The organism is Streptomyces sp. NPDC002513 (assembly GCF_053595355.1).
The window spans coordinates 33,001-50,641 of the sequence record NZ_JBSFXK010000037.1; the positions used below are offsets into that span (position 1 = coordinate 33,001).

Consider the following 17,641-nt stretch of genomic DNA (forward strand, 5'->3'; position numbering starts at 1 on the left):
CATGAGCATGGGCTGGGACGCGGCGGTGCGGGGCTGGGATACAGGGGCGCAGGGCTGGGACGCGGCGGTGCAGACGGACCGCGGCGCGGCAGCCGGGTCCCGGACGGACCCGGGCCCCGAGCGCACGGGCGGAATCAGTGACGGCACACGGCTGCTGGACGGCGTGCGGCAGTGGCTGGTGGAGAGCGGGGCCGAGCCGACTCCCGCGCGCGTGGCACAGGCCCTGCGCGAGCAGGGACGGGTGCTGGGGGACGCGGAGGTGCTGGGCGCGGCCCGGCAACTGCGTTCCGAGCTGGTCGGCAGCGGCCCCCTGGAGCCGTTGCTCGCCGACCCGTCCGTCACCGACGTCCTGGTGTCGGCACCCGACCGGGTGTGGGTGGACCGGGGTGGCGGACTGGAACTGACGGCGGTGTCCTTTCCGGACGCGGCGGCCGTCCGGCGCCTCGCGCAGCGGCTGGCTGCCGTGGCGGGGCGGCGGCTCGACGACGCCCGGCCGTGGGTCGACGCCAGGCTGCCGGACGGCACTCGACTGCATGCGGTGTTGCCCCCGGTCGCCGTCGGCTCCACCTGCCTGTCCCTGCGCGTGGTACGGCCCCGGGCGTTCACCCTGGACGAGTTGGTGGCGGCCGGCACGGTGCCCCCGGGAGGGGACCGGGTGCTGCGGGCGCTGATCGCCGCCCGGCTCTCCTATGTGATCAGCGGAGGCACCGGATCCGGCAAGACCACGCTCCTGAGCGCGCTGCTGGGCGTGGTGGGACCGGCGGAGCGCATCGTGCTCGCCGAGGACTCGGCGGAGCTGCGCCCGGACCACCCGCATGTGGTGCGCCTGGAGGGCAGGCCCGCGAACCAGGAGGGCGTGGGGCTCGTCGAGCTCCAGGACCTGGTGCGGCAGGCACTGCGGATGAGACCCGACCGGCTCGTCGTCGGAGAGGTGCGTGGCGCCGAGGTGGTGTCCCTGCTGGCCGCGCTGAACACGGGGCATGAGGGCGGCTGCGGGACGCTCCACGCGAACGCGGCTGCGCAGGTGCCCGCCCGCCTTGAGGCGCTCGGCACGGCCGCGGGCCTGGACCGGGCCGCGTTGCACAGCCAGTTGGCGGCAGCCCTGTCGGTGGTCCTCCATCTTGTGCGCGACCGGGCGGGACGGCGCCGGATCGCGGAGGTGCATGTGCTGGAGCGGGACGTGTCAGGGCTGGTGGTGACGGTGCCCGCGTTGCGATGGGGGCCCAAGGCGTTCTTGCGCGAGCAGGGGTGGGAGCGGTTGCGGGAACTGCTGCGGAACGGGAGCGACGGAAGTGACGTGGGCGCGGCATGTGATGAAGGCGATGGGAGTGCATGGCTGTGACGGGGATCGGTCAGATGTCGGTCGGTGCGGGACTGGTGTGCGCCGGCGCGGCGGCCTGGATGACGAGCGGCGCGAACGCGGGGGCGCACCGCGCCCGGCTGCTGTTCGCGGGTGGTGGCGCGGCGGCGGGGGTCGGCCCGCCGCTCTGGGAACGGATCGTCGGCCGGGTGCGGAGGCTGACGCCCGAATGGTGGTCGCTTGCCGTGGGTGCGCTTGTCACGGTGCTCGGCGCGTCCGTGCTGCCCCTGCTGATGGGGGCCGTGGGAGTGCCCGTCCTGCGCAGGGTGCGGCTGGCGCGGGAGGCGCGACGGGTGCGGGACGGGCGCGGTGCGGCCGTGATCGCGCTGTGCGCGTCGCTGGCCGGGGAGGTGCGCGCGGGGCGTCAGCCGGGTGAGGCGCTGTTGCGGGCCGCGCGCGACTCGGGCGGGCTCGGCGAGGCCCACGCGGCGGTGTTGGCGGCGGCCCGGTTCGGCGGGGACGTGCCGGGCGCGCTCGCGGTCGCGGCACGGCAGCCGGGGGCCGATGGTCTGTCGGGGCTCGCGGCCTGCTGGCGGGTGGCCGTGGACCGGGGCGCGGGCCTGGCCGCCGGGCTGGACCGGCTGGAGGCGGCCCTGCGCGCCGAGCGTGACCAACGGGCCGACCTACGGGCCCAGTTGGCGGGTGCCCGGTCGACGGCGGTTCTGCTCGCGGGGCTGCCGGTCCTCGGCCTGCTGCTGGGTACCGCGCTCGGCGCCCACCCGCTGCATGTGCTGTTGCACACCGGCGCCGGACTGGCCTGCCTGGTGATCGGCGGCGTGCTGGAGGGCGCGGGGTTGTGGTGGGCGCTGAGGATCGTGCGAGGGGCGGAGGCGGCATGACTGCCGACGTTGTCCACAGGCTGTGGGCACTGTGCGGGATCCCGGTGCTGTGGTGGTCGGCGTGGCTCCTCGCCGCCACGCGGCGCGAGAGGAGGGTGCGGCGGCGGCTGAGTGTGCTGCTGATACGGGACGGTGCGCCTGCGGAGTCGGGGGAGTCAAGAGACCGGGCACGTGGCGCACTCCCTGAACGGCGGGGCTCCGGGGCGCGAGGTGCCGTTCTGGCGGGGCGGCGAGCCGTGGTGCGTCGGGGCGGTGGGCGGGACGTCGGGGTGCCGAGTACGGGATGGCGACGAGCCGCGGTGCCGCGCGGCGCGTGGTGGCGGAGCGAGGCGCCGGTATCGACTGCTTGGCGGGGCGGCGGGGTGCGGCTGCAGCGGGACGTCCCGCGACGGTGGCTGCCGGTCATGGGGGCGTTGTGTGCCGGTTGGCTGTTCGTCGGAGGGCTGGGCGGGGCGGCGGTCGGACTGGTCACCGGGGCTGCCGTGGTGCGGTGGCGTGCCCGACAGGAGCGCGACCGCCTTGCCCAGAAGTACGACGCTGCCGTGGCAGCCCGCCAACTTCCCCTGGCAGCTGATCTGTTGGCGGCGTGCATTGCGGCCGGTGCGAGTCCCGTGGCGGCTGCCCAGGCCGTGGGCGAGGCACTTCGGGGGCCGGTCGGGGAGCGGCTGGAGCGGGGCGCGGCCGAGGTGCGGCTGGGCGGTGAACCGGCTGACGCCTGGCGGCGGCTTGCCTCTCTTCCCGGTGCCGCAGCACTGGCTCGACTCCTGGAGCGGACGGGTGATTCCGGTGTACCGGCAGCCGCGGCTGTCGGGCGTCTCGCGACGGAGGCCCGCGCCGAGTGGGGCCGCACGGCGACGGCTCGTGCACGTCGGGCGGGTGTCATGGTCACCGCCCCGGTGGGGCTGTGCTTCCTGCCCGCCTTCATCGCGGTCGGGGTGCTGCCCGTGGTGATCGGACTCGCGGGCGGGCTCCTGGGAGGAGGTGGTCGCTGACGACGAGCGGCTACGACGGGCGGCGACCGACCAAGTCGGGGAGTTGCCGATGAAGACGGACGGTCGCTGACAAAACAGGACGGACATCGGCGATTCAGACAGATACCGGCAACTGCGACGGATGACCGGCGATGAAGACGCACGATCCAGCCGAACGAACGATTGCCGTCGAAAACGATTGCCGTCGAAGACGGACGACGGACGACGTGTGGATGGAGCGGACGGTGCAGGTCGAACGGCGATCGCGTGAACCGAACAGATCAATGGAATGGCAACGGCAGAGCAACTGACGGGGGTTGGCATGAACAAGGTGGTACGAGTAGTGGTTCGGATGCGTGCGCTGGTGCGCTGGGTACGGCCGGCGGTGCGCGGGGATGCGGGCATGGTCACATCTGAGTACGCGGTAGGGATCATCGCTGCGGTGGCCTTCGCGGCGCTTCTCTACAAGGTGCTGACGAGCGGGCAGGTCAGCTCGGAACTGCAGGACATCGTGAAGCGGGCGCTCAGTGTCCGGATGTGACGGGTCGCCGGCCTGCCGAGGAGGGGGCCGTCGTCGGGACCGGGGATTCGTGACGGCGGAGGCCGCTGTCGTCCTGCCGGCCCTGGTGCTCTTCGCGATGGCCCTTCTGTGGGCCCTGCTGGCCGCGTCCGCACAGATCCAGTGCGTGGACGCGGCCCGGGCGGGGGCCCGGGCCGCGGCTCGGCAGGAGCCCGCCGACGTGGTTCGGAAAGTGGCTCGGCAGGCCGCGCCGGATGGAGCGAGGGTCACGGTGAGCAGGCAGGGCGACCTGGTGCACGTGGTGGTCGTCGCTCGCCCACCGGGCCCGAGTGCCCTGCCTCTCGAACTGCACCACGAGGCAGTGGCGTTGGCGGAGGACACCGTGGGGGTGAATCGGTGAGCGGGTGTGAACCGGTGGGTGGGCGAGGACCGATGAAGGGGTGCGGGGAGGCGTGGCGGATGAGCGGGGGTGATGGACGTGCATGGGTTCGTGGCCAATCCAGGGTGACCGGGAGGGGAGGGTTCGTGGCCGAGCGGGGGTGACAGGGATGGATGGGCTGGCGGATGAACGGGGGTGACGGGGATGGATGGGCCGACGGATCAGTGGGGGATGAGGGACATGGGTGGGCCGGTGGATGAGCGGGCTGTAACGGACGGGCGCGGGGCGGTTGACCGGTGTGGTGCTGAGGGAGAGCACAGGTTGGCGGGTGGACGCCGGTTCGGCGGTGCCCGCTCCCTGCCCGGGCTGCTCGCGGCGCTGGACGCCCACGCGGACCGCGTCCGGAAGGCGCGCTCGGAGGGCGTCCGTTCGGACCGCGGTTCGGCGACCGTGTGGGTCGTGTGCCTGACCGGAGCGCTCTGTGCCGTCTTCGGCGTACTGCTGGCTCAGGGGGAGGCCGTGCTTGTCCGCCATCGTGCGGCTGCTGCGGCCGACCTGGCCGCGTTGGCGGCTGCCGACCACTGGATGGAGGGAGGCGAAGCGGCGTGTACCAGGGCAGGCCGTGTGGCGGGAGCCCAGGGGGATCGACTCATACGGTGCGTCGTCGCGGGGGAGGTCTCCGATGTCACGGTGGCATCGGTACTGGGGCCCTTCACCGCCGAGGTACGGGCGAGGGCGGGCCCTGCGGAACCGAGGGCGCCGGAGGGAATCCCCGTGCCCCCGACGTCCCCGCCGCGACGGTCCCATGCCCTTGCCGATCCGGGGCCCCGGCCGAACTGGTTCCCGGCGCGAGCCCCCGGCCCGGCGGCCCGTCACCTCCGTCGCCCTGACCTGCGCTACGGCCCCGCCGGAAGCTACTGCCCCTCCGGGACGCCCGCTGTGCCCTCGGTCCGCTCGGCAACGCCCGTTTCGGGCCCTTTCGCCTCCGGAGCGCGCGCTTCACGGTCCGCCTCCGCTGGGACTTCCGTCTCGCTGTCCGCCCCCGTTGAGGCTTCCGGCTCACCGTCCCCCTCCGCGCGGACTCCCACCTCGCCCTCCGTCACCTTTGGCGCCCCGCGCAGCAGCACCGTGAGGAGTCGTACGGCGCCTCTCTTGTGCAGCGGGTCGTTCCCGTTGCCGCACTTGGGGGACTGGATGCAGGACGGGCAGCCGGCGTCGCACTCGCAGGACGCGATGGCCTGGTGGGTGGCGGCCAGCCAGGCGCGGGCCGTGCGGAAGGCCCGCTCCGCGAAGCCGGCCCCGCCCGGGTGGCCGTCGTACACGAACACCGTGGGCAGCAGGGTGTCCGGGTGGAGGGGGACGGAGACGCCCCCGATGTCCCAGCGGTCACAGGTGGCGAAGAGCGGGAGCATGCCGATCGAGGCGTGTTCGGCGGCGTGCAGGGCGCCGCCGAGGATCTCCGGGCTGATCCGGGCCTCGTCGAGCTGGTCCTCGGTGACCGTCCACCACACGGCACGGGTGCGCAGCGTGCGAGGAGGGAGGTCGAGTTTGGTCTCGCCCAGCACTTCACCGGTGATGAGACGGCGGCGCAGAAAGGAGACGACCTGGTTGGTGACCTCGACGGAGCCGTAGCAGAGCCGACCCTCGCCCCAGGGGACCTCGAGGTCCGTCTCCAGGACGGAGATGGACGTCGTGTCGCGGGCCACCGTCGAATACGGCGGGTTGGCCTCCTCGACCAGGGCGACCGAGTCCTCCAGGTCGAGTGACCGCACCAGATAGGTGCGGCCCTGGTGCAGATGGACCGCGCCCTCGTGCACCGTGGTGTGCGCGGCGCCCGCGTCGACCGTGCCGAGCAGCCGCCCGGTGCCGGCCTCGACGACCTGGACCGGGCGCCCGCCCTGCCCGCGGATGTCCGCGAGGTCGGCGGCCCGCTCCCGGCGCGTCCAGTGCCAGGCTTTCGTGCGGCGGCGCAGCAGCTTCGCTGCCTCCAGCTGCGGCAGCAGCTCCGCGCACGCGGGGCCGAACAGCTCCAGGTCCTCTTCCGTCAGCGGGGACTCGGCGGCCGCCGCACACAGGTGCGGGGCCAGGACGTAGGGGTTGTCCGGGTCGAGGACCGTGGACTCCACCGGCTGGTCGAACAAGGCCTCGGGATGGTGGACGAGGAACGTGTCCAGCGGGTCGTCGCGGGCGACGAGGACCGCGAGGGCGCCCTGCCCGGCGCGGCCGGCGCGGCCCGCCTGCTGCCACAGCGACGCCCGCGTCCCCGGGTAGCCGGCGATGAGGACGGCGTCCAGGCCGGAGATGTCGACGCCGAGTTCGAGGGCGGTGGTGGCGGCGAGGCCGAGGAGTTCTCCGGAGTGGAGGGCGCGTTCGAGGGCGCGGCGTTCCTCGGGAAGATAGCCGCCGCGGTAGGCAGCCACGCGCCGGGCCAGGGGGCGGTCGACCTCGGCCAGACGCTCCTGGGTGATCACCGAGATCAGTTCGGCGCCGCGGCGGGAGCGGACGAAGGCGACCGAGCGTACGCCCTGCACGGTCAGGTCGGTCAGCAGGTCGGCGGTCTCGGCGGTCGCCGTACGCCGAACGGGTGCGCCTTTCTCGCCGTGGAGCTCGGTCAGCGGCGGCTCCCAGAGGGCGAAGACCAGTTCGCCGCGCGGGGAGGCGTCGTCCGCGACCTCGACGACCGGGAGGCCGGTGAGGCGGCGGGCGGCCACCGAGGGCTCGGCGGCGGTCGCGGAGGCCAGCAGGAAGACCGGAGAGGAGCCGTAGCGGGCGCACAGGCGGCGCAGGCGGCGCAGCACCTGGGCGACATGGGAGCCGAAGACGCCACGGTAGGTGTGGCACTCGTCGATGACGACGTACTTCAGGGCACGCAGGAAGGAGGACCAGCGCGGATGTGAGGGCAATATGCCGCGGTGCAGCATGTCGGGGTTGGTCAGGACGTAGTTGGCGTACTGGCGTACCCATTCACGTTCCTCGGGCGGCGTGTCGCCGTCGTACACGGCGGGGCGGACCGCCGCACCCAGGGGTTGTGAAAGTTCCTTCACGGACCGGTGCTGATCCGCCGCGAGGGCTTTCGTGGGGGCCAGGTAGAGGGCGGTCGCGCCGCGCCCGTTCGGGGCCTGGGCGCCGTCCAGCAGACAGGACAGTACCGGCGCGAGGTAGGCGAGCGACTTGCCCGACGCGGTGCCCGTGGCGACGACCACCGAGTCGCCGTCCAGGGCGTGCTCGGCGGCGAGCGCCTGGTGGGCCCAGGGGTGCTCGATGCCCGCGTCCCGTACGGCGGCGATGACCTCCGCGCGGATCCGGTCCGGCCAGACGGCATGGCGGCCCTCTCGCGGGGGCAAGTGCTCCGTATGAGTGATGCGCGCAGCCCGGCTCGGTCCCGAGGCGAGCCGGTCCAGCACCGTGTCCGGCGCGAGGCGGGACACGGGGTCCGTCGGGGGTCGTTCGGATCGGTGATTCTTGGCCATTGGCACCGAGTGTGTCACTGGCGTGACGGACAATGGACCCAAGGCGTCGTGCACGCCTGCCGGTAAGTGATTGAATGCCATCGCGGCTGGCGAACCGTCCCGGGGCTCTGCCGAGGTGTCCCATGGGGCAACCGCTCGATAGCAAGGTGCTGGAGGATCCGTGGACCTGTCCCTGTCGACCCGTACCGTCGGCGATCGTACGGTCGTCGAGGTTGGTGGCGAAATCGACGTATATACCGCGCCCAAGCTGCGCGAGCAGCTGGTCGAGCTGGTGAACGACGGGAATTTCCACCTCGTCGTCGACATGGAGGGCGTGGACTTCCTCGACTCCACCGGGCTCGGCGTGCTCGTGGGCGGCTTGAAGCGTGTGCGGGCCCATGAGGGCTCCCTGCGCCTGGTGTGCAACCAGGAGCGCATTCTCAAGATCTTCCGCATCACCGGTCTCACCAAGGTGTTCCCGATCCACACCTCGGTCGAGGAAGCGGTAGCGGCCACCGACTGACCCCGCTTCCGGGCCGTAGTACCCGGACGGTCGAAGTAAGAGCGGGGGACCGGGCCCAGGTGGCCCGGCCCCCTGATCGCACGCCCGAGTTCCGAGGGGGACGCATGGCCACCGTTGAACTCCGCTTCAGCGCGCTGCCCGAGCACGTCAGGACCGCCCGACTGGTGGCGGCAGCGGTGGCGCGCAGGGCTGGAGTGGAGGAGGCCGTACTCGACGAGGTCAGGCTCGCCGTCGGCGAGGCCTGCACCCGGGCCGTCGGACTGCACCAGAGCAACGGCATCTCGGCGCCGGTGCGGGTGCTGCTGACCGAGGAAGAGAAGCAGTTCTCCATCGAGGTCGGCGACGAGGCGCCGCACCTGGCGCCCGGTGACAAGACGCCCGGTGCCGCCGGGACCGTCGACGACGCCGAGGCCGAGGAGGACGAGATGGGCCTCGCGGTCATCAGCGGCCTGGTGGACGATGTCGAGGTCTCCGCCGGGGAGGACGGCGGACTGATCAGGATGAGCTGGCCGACCACGCCGCCCGCCACGCTCCCGGCCTGACAGATCTCGTACGCCTCCCCCGTCCCATAGCCGTCATCACGGCTTCGAAGGGCCCTGCAGTGTGCAGGGCCCTTCTCTTTGTCCAGTCGTAGCGTTATTCGTGAATTCCTTCACGATCAATCACCCTATAATTTGATCAAGCGCTCATCCAGTCAATGCTTTTGGGGTATTACCCCTTTCGGGTTCTGTGTCTCGCGTGCGATCTTTTACTGGAGAGCACGTGACGGCTGATTCCGCTTACCGTGCACTGTTTTGATCAGGTTCCGGTACCTACAATCCGTCCACATCTTGAGCTCAGCCCAAGCGTCAAGGAGGACGAATGGCGGGGCTTTCTACCCCTCAACAGTTTGACCACCCCACGACCCTCGCAGCGGCAGTACTGACCGACAGCAACCGCCTGATCGTGATCGTCATCGGCGCGGTCGCCCTCGCGGCCCTCGTGGTCGCCGGGATTCTGGTGCGCCAGGTACTCGCGGCGGGCGAGGGCACCGACAGCATGAAAAAGATCGCCGCGGCGGTCCAGGAAGGCGCCAATGCCTATCTGGCCCGGCAGCTGCGCACGCTCGGCGTATTCGCCGTGGTCGTGTTCTTCCTGCTCATGCTGCTGCCTGCGGACGACTGGAATCAGCGTGCCGGACGGTCGGTGTTCTTCCTGATCGGTGCGGCGTTCTCGGCGGCCACCGGCTATATCGGCATGTGGCTCGCCGTGCGCAGCAATGTGCGGGTCGCGGCCGCGGCACGCGAGGCGACCCCGGCGAAGGGTGAGCCCGAAAAGGATCTCACCACCGTCTCGCACCGAGCCATGAAGATCGCATTCCGTACGGGCGGCGTCGTCGGCATGTTCACGGTGGGGCTCGGTCTGCTGGGCGCCTCCTGTGTGGTGCTGGTGTACGCGGCGAACGCCCCGAAGGTCCTCGAGGGCTTCGGTCTCGGCGCGGCACTGATCGCCATGTTCATGCGTGTCGGCGGCGGCATCTTCACCAAGGCCGCTGATGTCGGCGCCGACCTGGTCGGCAAGGTCGAGCAGGGCATTCCGGAGGACGACCCGCGAAATGCCGCGACCATCGCCGACAACGTGGGCGACAACGTCGGCGACTGCGCGGGCATGGCGGCCGATCTCTTCGAGTCGTACGCGGTGACGCTGGTCGCCGCGCTGATCCTCGGCAAAGCCGCGTTCGGCGACTCGGGACTGGCGTTCCCGCTGATCGTGCCCGCGATCGGGGTCGTGACCGCGATGATCGGCATCTTCGCGGTGGCGCCCCGGCGCGCCGACCGCAGTGGCATGTCCGCGATCAACCGGGGCTTCTTCATCTCGGCCGTGATCTCGCTGGCGCTGGTCGCCGCGGCCGTCTACGCCTATCTGCCGTCGTCGTACGCCGCCCTGAAGGGCATCTCCGACGCGGCGATCCGGGCCAAGGACGGCGACCCGCGGATCCTCGCGCTCGTCGCGGTGGCCATCGGCATCCTGCTCGCCGCGCTGATCCAGCAGCTGACCGGCTACTTCACCGAGACCAGCCGCCGTCCGGTGCGGGACATCGGCAAGACCTCGCTGACGGGACCCGCCACCGTCGTTCTCGCCGGTATCTCCGTCGGCCTGGAATCGGCCGTGTACACGGCGCTGCTGATCGGGCTCGGGGTGTACGGAGCGTTCCTGCTGGGCGGCACGTCGATCATGCTCGCGCTGTTCGCGGTGGCGCTGGCCGGCACGGGCCTGCTCACCACGGTCGGCGTGATCGTCGCCATGGACACCTTCGGCCCGGTCTCCGACAACGCGCAGGGCATCGCCGAGATGTCCGGCGACGTCGAGGGCGCGGGCGCGCAGGTGCTCACCGACCTGGACGCCGTGGGCAACACCACCAAGGCGATCACCAAGGGCATCGCCATCGCCACCGCCGTTCTCGCGGCCTCGGCGCTGTTCGGCTCCTACCGCGACGCGATCACCACGGCCGCACAGGGCGTGGGCGTGAAGGTCGGCAACGGCGGACCGATGAGCCTGGTCATGGACATCTCACAGCCCAATAACCTGGTCGGTCTCATCGTGGGCGCGGCGGTCGTCTTCCTCTTCTCGGGGCTGGCGATCAACGCGGTGTCGCGGTCCGCCGGGGCGGTGGTCTTCGAGGTGCGGCGGCAGTTCCGTGAGAAGCCCGGGATCATGGACTACACGGAGACGCCGGAGTACGGCAGGGTCGTGGACATCTGCACCAAGGACGCCCTCAGGGAGCTGGCCACCCCCGGTCTGCTCGCCGTCATGGCGCCCATCGCCCTGGGGTTCACGCTGGGCGTCGGCGCGCTCGGAGCGTACCTCGCGGGCGCGATCGGCACCGGTACGCTGATGGCGGTCTTCCTGGCCAACTCCGGTGGGGCCTGGGACAACGCCAAGAAGCTCGTCGAGGACGGGCATCACGGCGGCAAGGGCAGCGACGCGCATGCCGCGACGGTGATCGGCGACACGGTCGGCGACCCCTTCAAGGACACCGCGGGCCCGGCGATCAACCCGCTGCTCAAGGTCATGAACCTGGTGTCGCTGCTCATCGCGCCGGCGGTCGTCAGGTTCTCGTACGGCAGCGACAAGAGTCTCGCCGTCCGGATCCTGGTCGCGGTCATTGCCCTTGTCGTGATCGCGGGCGCGGTCTACATCTCCAAGCGGCGCGGAATCGCCGTGGGTGACGAAGACAGCGCCGAGCGGGTCACCAAGTCACCCGACGCGGCGGTGGTTTCGTAGCCGGTCCCACGGCACCCGCTCTTCCGTCTGGTCGGGTACGGCACGAACGGGCGGGCGTACGGCGCTCATCGCGAGCCCGGGCGCCCGCCCTGTCCGTGTTCATGCCTCTCTGCGTGACCCTTCTCTCCCTTGGTGCAAATAACCGCAAGAGCGGGCATGGCCGACAACCGTCACCCGGCCGTCGACCGGTTGGCGTGTATCTTCCGGGGCCGAGAGAGCCATGGAAGGGACCAATCCGGTGAACAAGAAGCTCGCAGCCGCACTGTCCGGCGGTGCGGTACTGGTACTGGCGCTGTCGGGATGCACCAGCGGCGGCAAGAGCAGCGCGATCGATGACAAGCTCGGTCCGTGGGCCAAGCAGGTCTGTGACGCGGTGCAGCCCCAGGCGAAGAAGATCGCCGACGCCAGCACCGCGATCCAGAAGCAGACCTCGGACAACAGCACGCCCAAGCAGGTCCAGACGACGGACTCCCAGGCCTTCCAGGACATGTCCGACGCCTACAAGGCGATCGGCGCGGGCGTCGAGAGAGCGGGCGCGCCCGAGGTCGAGGGCGGTGCGGCCAAGCAGAAGAACGCGGTCAAGGAGCTCGACGGCATCTCCACGGCGTACGCCGATCTCAAGAAGCAGATGGACGGGCTCGACACGAAGGACCAGGCGAAGTTCGCCGACGGGCTCAAGGGGATCGCGACCCAGCTCGACAAGCTGAGCAAGGGCGGGAACGACGCGCTCAAGCAGTTGGAGGCGGGCGACGTCGGCGCGGCGATGTCGAAGCAGGCGAGCTGCACGAGTGCCTCCTCGTCCGCCTCGGCCCCGGCGACGGCCGGCTGAACGGCGCGCTTCGGGTACCCGACGCTGCGGTCGGCGCAGGCCTCCCCGAGCCACAATGGGGGGCGTGAGTAACTCCAGTCTGTCCACGCTGCCCTCCACCGACCGAGCAGACGTCACCGCACGGCTGCGGGACGCCCTGCTGGCGGCCTCCTTCACCGCCGACGGGCTGCTCGAACTGCTCGGCGCGCCCGCGTACGCGGCGCTCGCCCGGAGCGAGACCGTGCCCGCGCTCCGGGCCACACGCGGGGACACACCGCTGGAGACCCTCGTACGGCTGTTCCTGCTGCAACAGCCGGTACCGCACGCGCGCGTGGCGGGCGTCCTGCCCGTCGACGCGTGCGTGGACGCCGGCTGGCTGGTGCCCGCCGGGGGCGACGAACTCGCCGCGACCTTGGACGTCCGGCCGTACGGCGGACCCGATGGCGAGGACTGGTTCATCGCCTCCGACCTCGGGTGCGCGGTCGGCGGGGCGGGCGGTATCGGCAGCCGGGACGAGGAGGTCGTCCTGGGGGTCGGCGGCGCCTCCACCACCCTCGCCGCGATCACTGTCCGCACTCCCGTCGGCTCCGCCCTCGATCTCGGCACCGGTTCCGGTGTCCAGGCGCTGCACGCCGCCCGGCACGCCACGCGCGTGACCGCGACCGACGTCAACCCGCGTGCCCTGCGCATCGCCGCGCTGACCCTGGCGCTGTCCGGCGCCCCGGCCGCGGACATGCGCCAGGGCTCGCTGTTCGAGCCGATCCGGGACGACGAGGCGTACGACCTGATCGTCTCCAACCCGCCGTTCGTGATCTCGCCGGGCGCCCGGCTCACCTACCGCGACGGCGGGATGGGCGGGGACGATCTGTGCCGCACGCTCGTTCAGCAGTCGGGGGAGCGGCTGAACAAGGGCGGGTTCGCGCAGTTCCTCGCCAACTGGCAGCACGTCGAGGGGGAGGACTGGCAGGACCGGCTGCGCTCATGGGTGCCGCGCGGCTGTGATGCCTGGATCGTGCAGCGTGAGGTCCAGGACGTCACGCAGTACGCCGAGTTGTGGCTGCGGGACGCGGGCGACCACCGCGGCGACACGGCGGAGTACCAGGCGCGGTACGACGCCTGGCTCGACGAGTTCGAGGCACGCAAGGTCCGGGCGGTGGGCTTCGGCTGGATCGCGCTGCACCGGACGGACGCCGCCGAGCCGTCGATCACGGTCGAGGAGTGGCCGCACCCGGTCGAGCAGCCGCTCGGCGCCACGGTGCGCGCACACTTCGACCGCATCGACTATCTGCGGGAGCACGACGACGCGGCTCTGCTCGCCGGGCACTTCAGGCTCGCCGCCGAGGTCGTCCAGGAGCAGGTCGGGCTGCCTGGCGCGGAGGACCCCGAGCATGTCGTGCTGCGCCAGAACCGGGGGATGCGGCGTGCCACGAAGGTGGACACGGTCGGCGCGGGCTTCGCCGGTGTCTGCGACGGCACGCTGAGCGCGGGGCGGATCCTCGACGCCATCGCCCAACTCGTCGGCGAGGACCCCGTATTGCTGCGCGACCGGACCCCCGCGCAGATCCGGCTGCTGGTCGAGCAGGGGTTCCTGGAACCGGCGCGCTAGCAGGGGGTCCTGGGACGGGCGCGCGCCGGCGGACGTCCTGGAGCAGGCATGTGCCGGCGGGGGCCCGGGCCGGCGCGATCGCGGAGCGCGTACGGTGCCGCGCCCGTTCGGGTCGTGTGCGCCCCGCGTGACTGTTCGGGCCGCTAGCGTCCGCGCGCCCCTTCGGACGGTTCGCCTCCGCGTGGACCGGTGCTCGGGGCGGGGGCCGCGAGCCGGGGCGGCCCGGGGCGTGAAACCGGCCGACATCCTCCGGGTGCGGGCCGCCGGGACCACGCACCCGCGGCGCTGGGACTTTGTGCGTGCCGCCACCGGGACTGTGCGCGTGCCACGCCGAAACTGCGTGCGTGCGGCACAGGTGCCTGAGGCCGGTCTGTGGCCGGAGTCGTGCGCTCCCCGCGGCCCGCACGGCTTATGGCGGGCTGAGGGGCCTACGGTTCGGTGCCGCGTCAGGGGGGCGCATGGGGGACCTATGGCGGGTCGTCCGCCGTGTGTTCACCCCGGTTTCGCGCGCACGCTTCCCGGACGTGTCAGCCTCCCGTTCGCCGGGCAGTCCAGAAGCGGAAGGAGCGGGGCATGGAGAGCGGGCCGGCGATCTTCGCGGGCACGGTGTTCGCCCTGTTCGGGGCCGGGCTGCTGACCTGGGCCGCGACCCGGCTGCACCGCCGCGGACGCGTCGCCGAGGGTGTGAGCCCCATCGCATCCGCCGCCCTCGCGAGCCTCGTCGGCCTGGCCGCGCTCGCCGCCGGGGCATGGTGCCTCACGCGCCTGTGACATCACGGTTCGGGGCCCTTTGACGACCGGGACTCCGGTAACTGGGAGATCACCCTCCGGATAGGTCCGGAGAGGCTGTCCACCACTCCGGGCGGCAGGAATGCCGGTAGTCGGGTTACCGTTCGAGTGGCCGTTGCGGGCTTTTCCCGTTTGACACGGGGGCGGGATGTACCGTCACACTCCGCAGCGTCACCATGACCCGACCCCGGGACGAAGGCCTGGGGAGGCCCCAGCCGACCGGAGAGAAGAGCGAAGTTGTCCCCGACCAGCGAGACCGCACAGGGCGGTCGCCGACTCGTCATCGTCGAGTCGCCTGCCAAGGCGAAGACGATCAAGGGCTACCTCGGCCCCGGCTACACCGTCGAGGCGAGCGTCGGGCACATCCGCGACCTTCCGAACGGCGCCGCGGAGGTGCCGGAGAAGTACACGGGTGAGGTGCGCCGCCTCGGCGTGGACGTCGAGCACGACTTCCAGCCGATCTACGTCGTCAACGCGGACAAGAAGGCGCAGGTCAAGAAGCTCAAGGATCTGCTGCGCGACTCCGACGAGCTCTTCCTCGCCACCGATGAGGACCGCGAGGGCGAGGCCATCGCCTGGCACCTCCAGGAGGTGCTGAAGCCGAAGGTCCCGGTCAAGCGGATGGTCTTCCACGAGATCACCAAGGACGCGATCCAGCAGGCCGTGCGCAATCCGCGCGAGCTGAACCAGAAGCTCGTGGACGCCCAGGAGACCCGCCGCATCCTCGACCGCCTCTACGGCTACGAGGTCTCGCCGGTCCTGTGGAAGAAGGTCATGCCGCGGCTGTCGGCGGGCCGCGTCCAGTCCGTGGCGACCCGCCTGGTCGTGGAGAGGGAGCGGGAGCGCATGGCGTTCCGCTCCGCCGCGTACTGGGACCTGACCGGCACCTTCGGCACCGGCCGCGCGGGCGACCCGTCGGACCCGTCGACGCTGGCGGCCCGGCTGGCGACGGTCGACGGCCGGCGTGTCGCGCAGGGCCGTGACTTCGACTCGCTGGGCCGGCTGAAGAGCGCGAACACCCTCCATCTCGACGAGGCGAACGCCCGGTCGCTCGCCGCCGCCCTGGAGAACACCCGGTTCTCGGTCCGGTCGGTCGAGTCCAAGCCGTACCGCCGCTCGCCGTACGCGCCGTTCCGCACGACGACGTTGCAGCAGGAAGCCAGCCGCAAGCTCGGCTTCGGCGCGAAGGCCACCATGCAGGTCGCGCAGAAGCTGTACGAGAACGGCTTCATCACGTACATGCGTACGGACTCCACGACCCTGTCCGACACGGCGGTCACCGCGGCCCGCGCCCAGGTCACACAGCTGTACGGGGCGAACTACCTGCCCGAGCGGCCGCGCACCTACGCGGCCAAGGTCAAGAACGCCCAGGAGGCACACGAGGCGATCCGGCCCTCGGGCGATCGTTTCCGCACCCCGGCGGAGACGGGCCTGACCGGCGACCAGTTCAAGCTCTACGAGCTGATCTGGAAGCGGACCGTCGCCTCCCAGATGAAGGACGCCACCGGTAACTCGGTCACCATCCGCATCGGTGGCACCGCCGCCGACGGACGGGACGCCGAGTTCAGCGCGTCCGGCAAGACGATCACCTTCCACGGCTTCCTGAAGGCCTACGTCGAGGGTGCCGACGACCCGAACGCGGAGCTGGACGACCGCGAGCGCCGGCTGCCGCAGGTCGCCGAGGGCGACGCGTTGACCGCCGGGGAGATCACCGCCGACGGCCACTCGACCAAGCCCCCGGCTCGCTACACCGAGGCGTCGCTGGTCAAGGAGCTGGAGGAGCGCGAGATCGGCCGCCCGTCGACGTACGCGTCGATCATCGGCACGATCCTCGATCGCGGCTATGTGTTCAAGAAGGGCACGGCCCTCGTGCCGTCCTTCCTGTCCTTCGCCGTGGTCAACCTCCTGGAGAAGCACTTCGGGCGGCTCGTCGACTACGACTTCACCGCCAAGATGGAGGACGACCTCGACCGCATCGCGCGCGGTGAGGCCCGGGCCGTGCCGTGGCTGAAGCGGTTCTACTTCGGCGAGGGCACGGTCGAGGGCGTCGCCGCGGACGCCGGCAACGGCGACGGCGACCACCTGGGCGGCCTCAAGGAGTTGGTGACCGACCTGGGCGCGATCGACGCGCGCGAGGTGTCGTCGTTCCCCGTCGGCAACGACATCGTGCTGCGGGTCGGCCGCTACGGCCCGTACATCGAGCGGGGCGAGAAGGACTCCGAGCAGCACCAGCGCGCCGACATCCCGGCCGATCTGGCGCCGGACGAGCTGACCGTCGAACTGGCCGAGGAACTGCTCGCGAAGCCGAGCGGCGAGCGCCCGCTGGGCACGGACCCGGAGACGGGCCGCCCGATCGTCGCCAAGGACGGCCGCTACGGCCCGTACGTCACGGAGATCCTCCCCGAGGGCACCCCGAAGACGGGCAAGAACGCGATCAAGCCGCGCACGGCCTCGCTGTTCAAGTCGATGTCCCTGGACACGGTGACCCTCGATGACGCGCTGCGGCTGATGTCCCTGCCGCGGGTCGTCGGCGCCGACGCCGACGGACAGGAGATCACCTCGCAGAACGGGCGCTACGGCCCGTACCTGAAGAAGGGCACGGACTCGCGCTCCCTGCAGTCCGAGGACCAGATCTTCACGATCACGCTGGAGGAGGCGCTGGCGATCTACGCCCAGCCCAAGCAGCGTGGCCGCGCGGCCGCCAAGCCGCCGCTGAAGGAACTGGGCGAGGACCCGGTCAGCGGGAAGCCCGTCGTCGTGAAGGACGGCCGCTTCGGGCCGTACGTCACCGACGGCGAGACGAACGCGACCCTGCGCTCCGGCGACAGCGTCGAGACCATCACCCCGGAGCGCGGCTTCGAGCTGCTCGCGGAGAAGCGCGCCAAGACGCCCGCCAAGAAGACGGCGAAGAAGGCTGCCGCGAAGAAGGCGCCGGCCAAGAAGACCACGGCGACGGCGGCGAAGAAGACGGCGGCCAAGAAGACCACCGCGAAGAAGACGACGGCGGCCAAGAAGACGGCGTCGACGGCGGCGAAGAAGACCGCGGCGGCGAAAACGGCGGCGGCCTCGCGGAACACCGCCGGGGACTGAGCCCCGCCCCCGTGCCTCGCATGGGCGCCCTGCGGCGGAAACG

General features: G+C 71.5%; 13 protein-coding genes and 1 pseudogene. 13 read left to right on the top strand and 1 reads right to left on the bottom strand.

Annotated elements, in window-relative coordinates:
• The first annotated feature begins 1 nt into the window (after position 1).
• From ACWD5Q_RS23000 to ACWD5Q_RS23025, 6 genes and pseudogenes are all read left to right on the top strand, one after another.
• Complete coding sequence (locus ACWD5Q_RS23000) at positions 2–1,342, top strand: TadA family conjugal transfer-associated ATPase (protein ID WP_451428904.1); 1,341 nt, start codon at positions 2–4, stop codon at positions 1,340–1,342.
• Entirely contained in the window at positions 1,333–2,199 is an 867-nt protein-coding gene (locus ACWD5Q_RS23005) for a type II secretion system F family protein (RefSeq protein WP_451428905.1), read from the top strand. The genes ACWD5Q_RS23000 and ACWD5Q_RS23005 overlap by 10 nt, the downstream gene beginning before the upstream one ends.
• A gap of 119 nt (positions 2,200–2,318) precedes the next feature.
• Positions 2,319–3,191 carry a type II secretion system F family protein gene (locus tag ACWD5Q_RS23010; RefSeq protein WP_451428934.1) on the top strand — a complete coding sequence of 291 codons (873 nt, stop codon included), beginning with the start codon at positions 2,319–2,321 and terminating at the stop codon, positions 3,189–3,191.
• Between the two features lie 301 nt (positions 3,192–3,492).
• Positions 3,493–3,711, top strand: coding sequence for a DUF4244 domain-containing protein (locus tag ACWD5Q_RS23015; protein ID WP_451428906.1), 219 nt, complete (start codon positions 3,493–3,495; stop codon positions 3,709–3,711).
• Entirely contained in the window at positions 3,698–4,090 is a 393-nt protein-coding gene (locus ACWD5Q_RS23020) for a TadE family type IV pilus minor pilin (protein ID WP_451428907.1), read from the top strand. The genes ACWD5Q_RS23015 and ACWD5Q_RS23020 overlap by 14 nt, the downstream gene beginning before the upstream one ends.
• A 219-nt stretch (positions 4,091–4,309) precedes the next feature.
• Positions 4,310–4,753, top strand: a pseudogene (locus ACWD5Q_RS23025) (Rv3654c family TadE-like protein); the annotation flags it as partial.
• A gap of 230 nt (positions 4,754–4,983) precedes the next feature.
• Here ACWD5Q_RS23025 and ACWD5Q_RS23030 read toward each other — a convergent pair.
• Positions 4,984–7,620, bottom strand: a complete 2,637-nt coding sequence (locus ACWD5Q_RS23030; protein WP_451428908.1) for a DEAD/DEAH box helicase — start codon at positions 7,618–7,620, stop codon at positions 4,984–4,986.
• A gap of 79 nt (positions 7,621–7,699) precedes the next feature.
• Between ACWD5Q_RS23030 and bldG the strand changes: the two genes are divergently transcribed.
• The 7 genes from bldG (at position 7,700) to topA (ending at position 17,598) form a co-directional block, all read left to right on the top strand.
• Positions 7,700–8,041, top strand: a complete 342-nt coding sequence (gene bldG / locus ACWD5Q_RS23035; RefSeq protein WP_010986038.1) for an anti-sigma factor antagonist BldG — start codon at positions 7,700–7,702, stop codon at positions 8,039–8,041.
• 104 nt (positions 8,042–8,145) lie between these two features.
• Positions 8,146–8,583 carry an ATP-binding protein gene (locus ACWD5Q_RS23040; protein WP_451428909.1) on the top strand — a complete coding sequence of 146 codons (438 nt, stop codon included), beginning with the start codon at positions 8,146–8,148 and terminating at the stop codon, positions 8,581–8,583.
• A 319-nt stretch (positions 8,584–8,902) separates the two neighbouring features.
• Positions 8,903–11,305 (top strand): sodium-translocating pyrophosphatase, encoded by a 2,403-nt coding sequence (locus tag ACWD5Q_RS23045; RefSeq protein ID WP_451428910.1) that lies wholly within the window; start codon positions 8,903–8,905, stop codon positions 11,303–11,305.
• 220 nt (positions 11,306–11,525) lie between these two features.
• Positions 11,526–12,134 carry a small secreted protein gene (locus tag ACWD5Q_RS23050; protein ID WP_451428911.1) on the top strand — a complete coding sequence of 203 codons (609 nt, stop codon included), beginning with the start codon at positions 11,526–11,528 and terminating at the stop codon, positions 12,132–12,134.
• 64 nt (positions 12,135–12,198) lie between these two features.
• Positions 12,199–13,719 (top strand): DUF7059 domain-containing protein, encoded by a 1,521-nt coding sequence (locus tag ACWD5Q_RS23055; RefSeq protein WP_451428912.1) that lies wholly within the window; start codon positions 12,199–12,201, stop codon positions 13,717–13,719.
• 573 nt (positions 13,720–14,292) lie between these two features.
• Complete coding sequence (locus tag ACWD5Q_RS23060; protein ID WP_451428913.1) at positions 14,293–14,490, top strand: hypothetical protein; 198 nt, start codon at positions 14,293–14,295, stop codon at positions 14,488–14,490.
• Positions 14,491–14,745: 255 nt separating this feature from the next.
• Complete coding sequence (topA, locus tag ACWD5Q_RS23065) at positions 14,746–17,598, top strand: type I DNA topoisomerase (RefSeq protein ID WP_451428914.1); 2,853 nt, start codon at positions 14,746–14,748, stop codon at positions 17,596–17,598.
• The last annotated feature ends 43 nt before the right edge of the window (positions 17,599–17,641 follow it).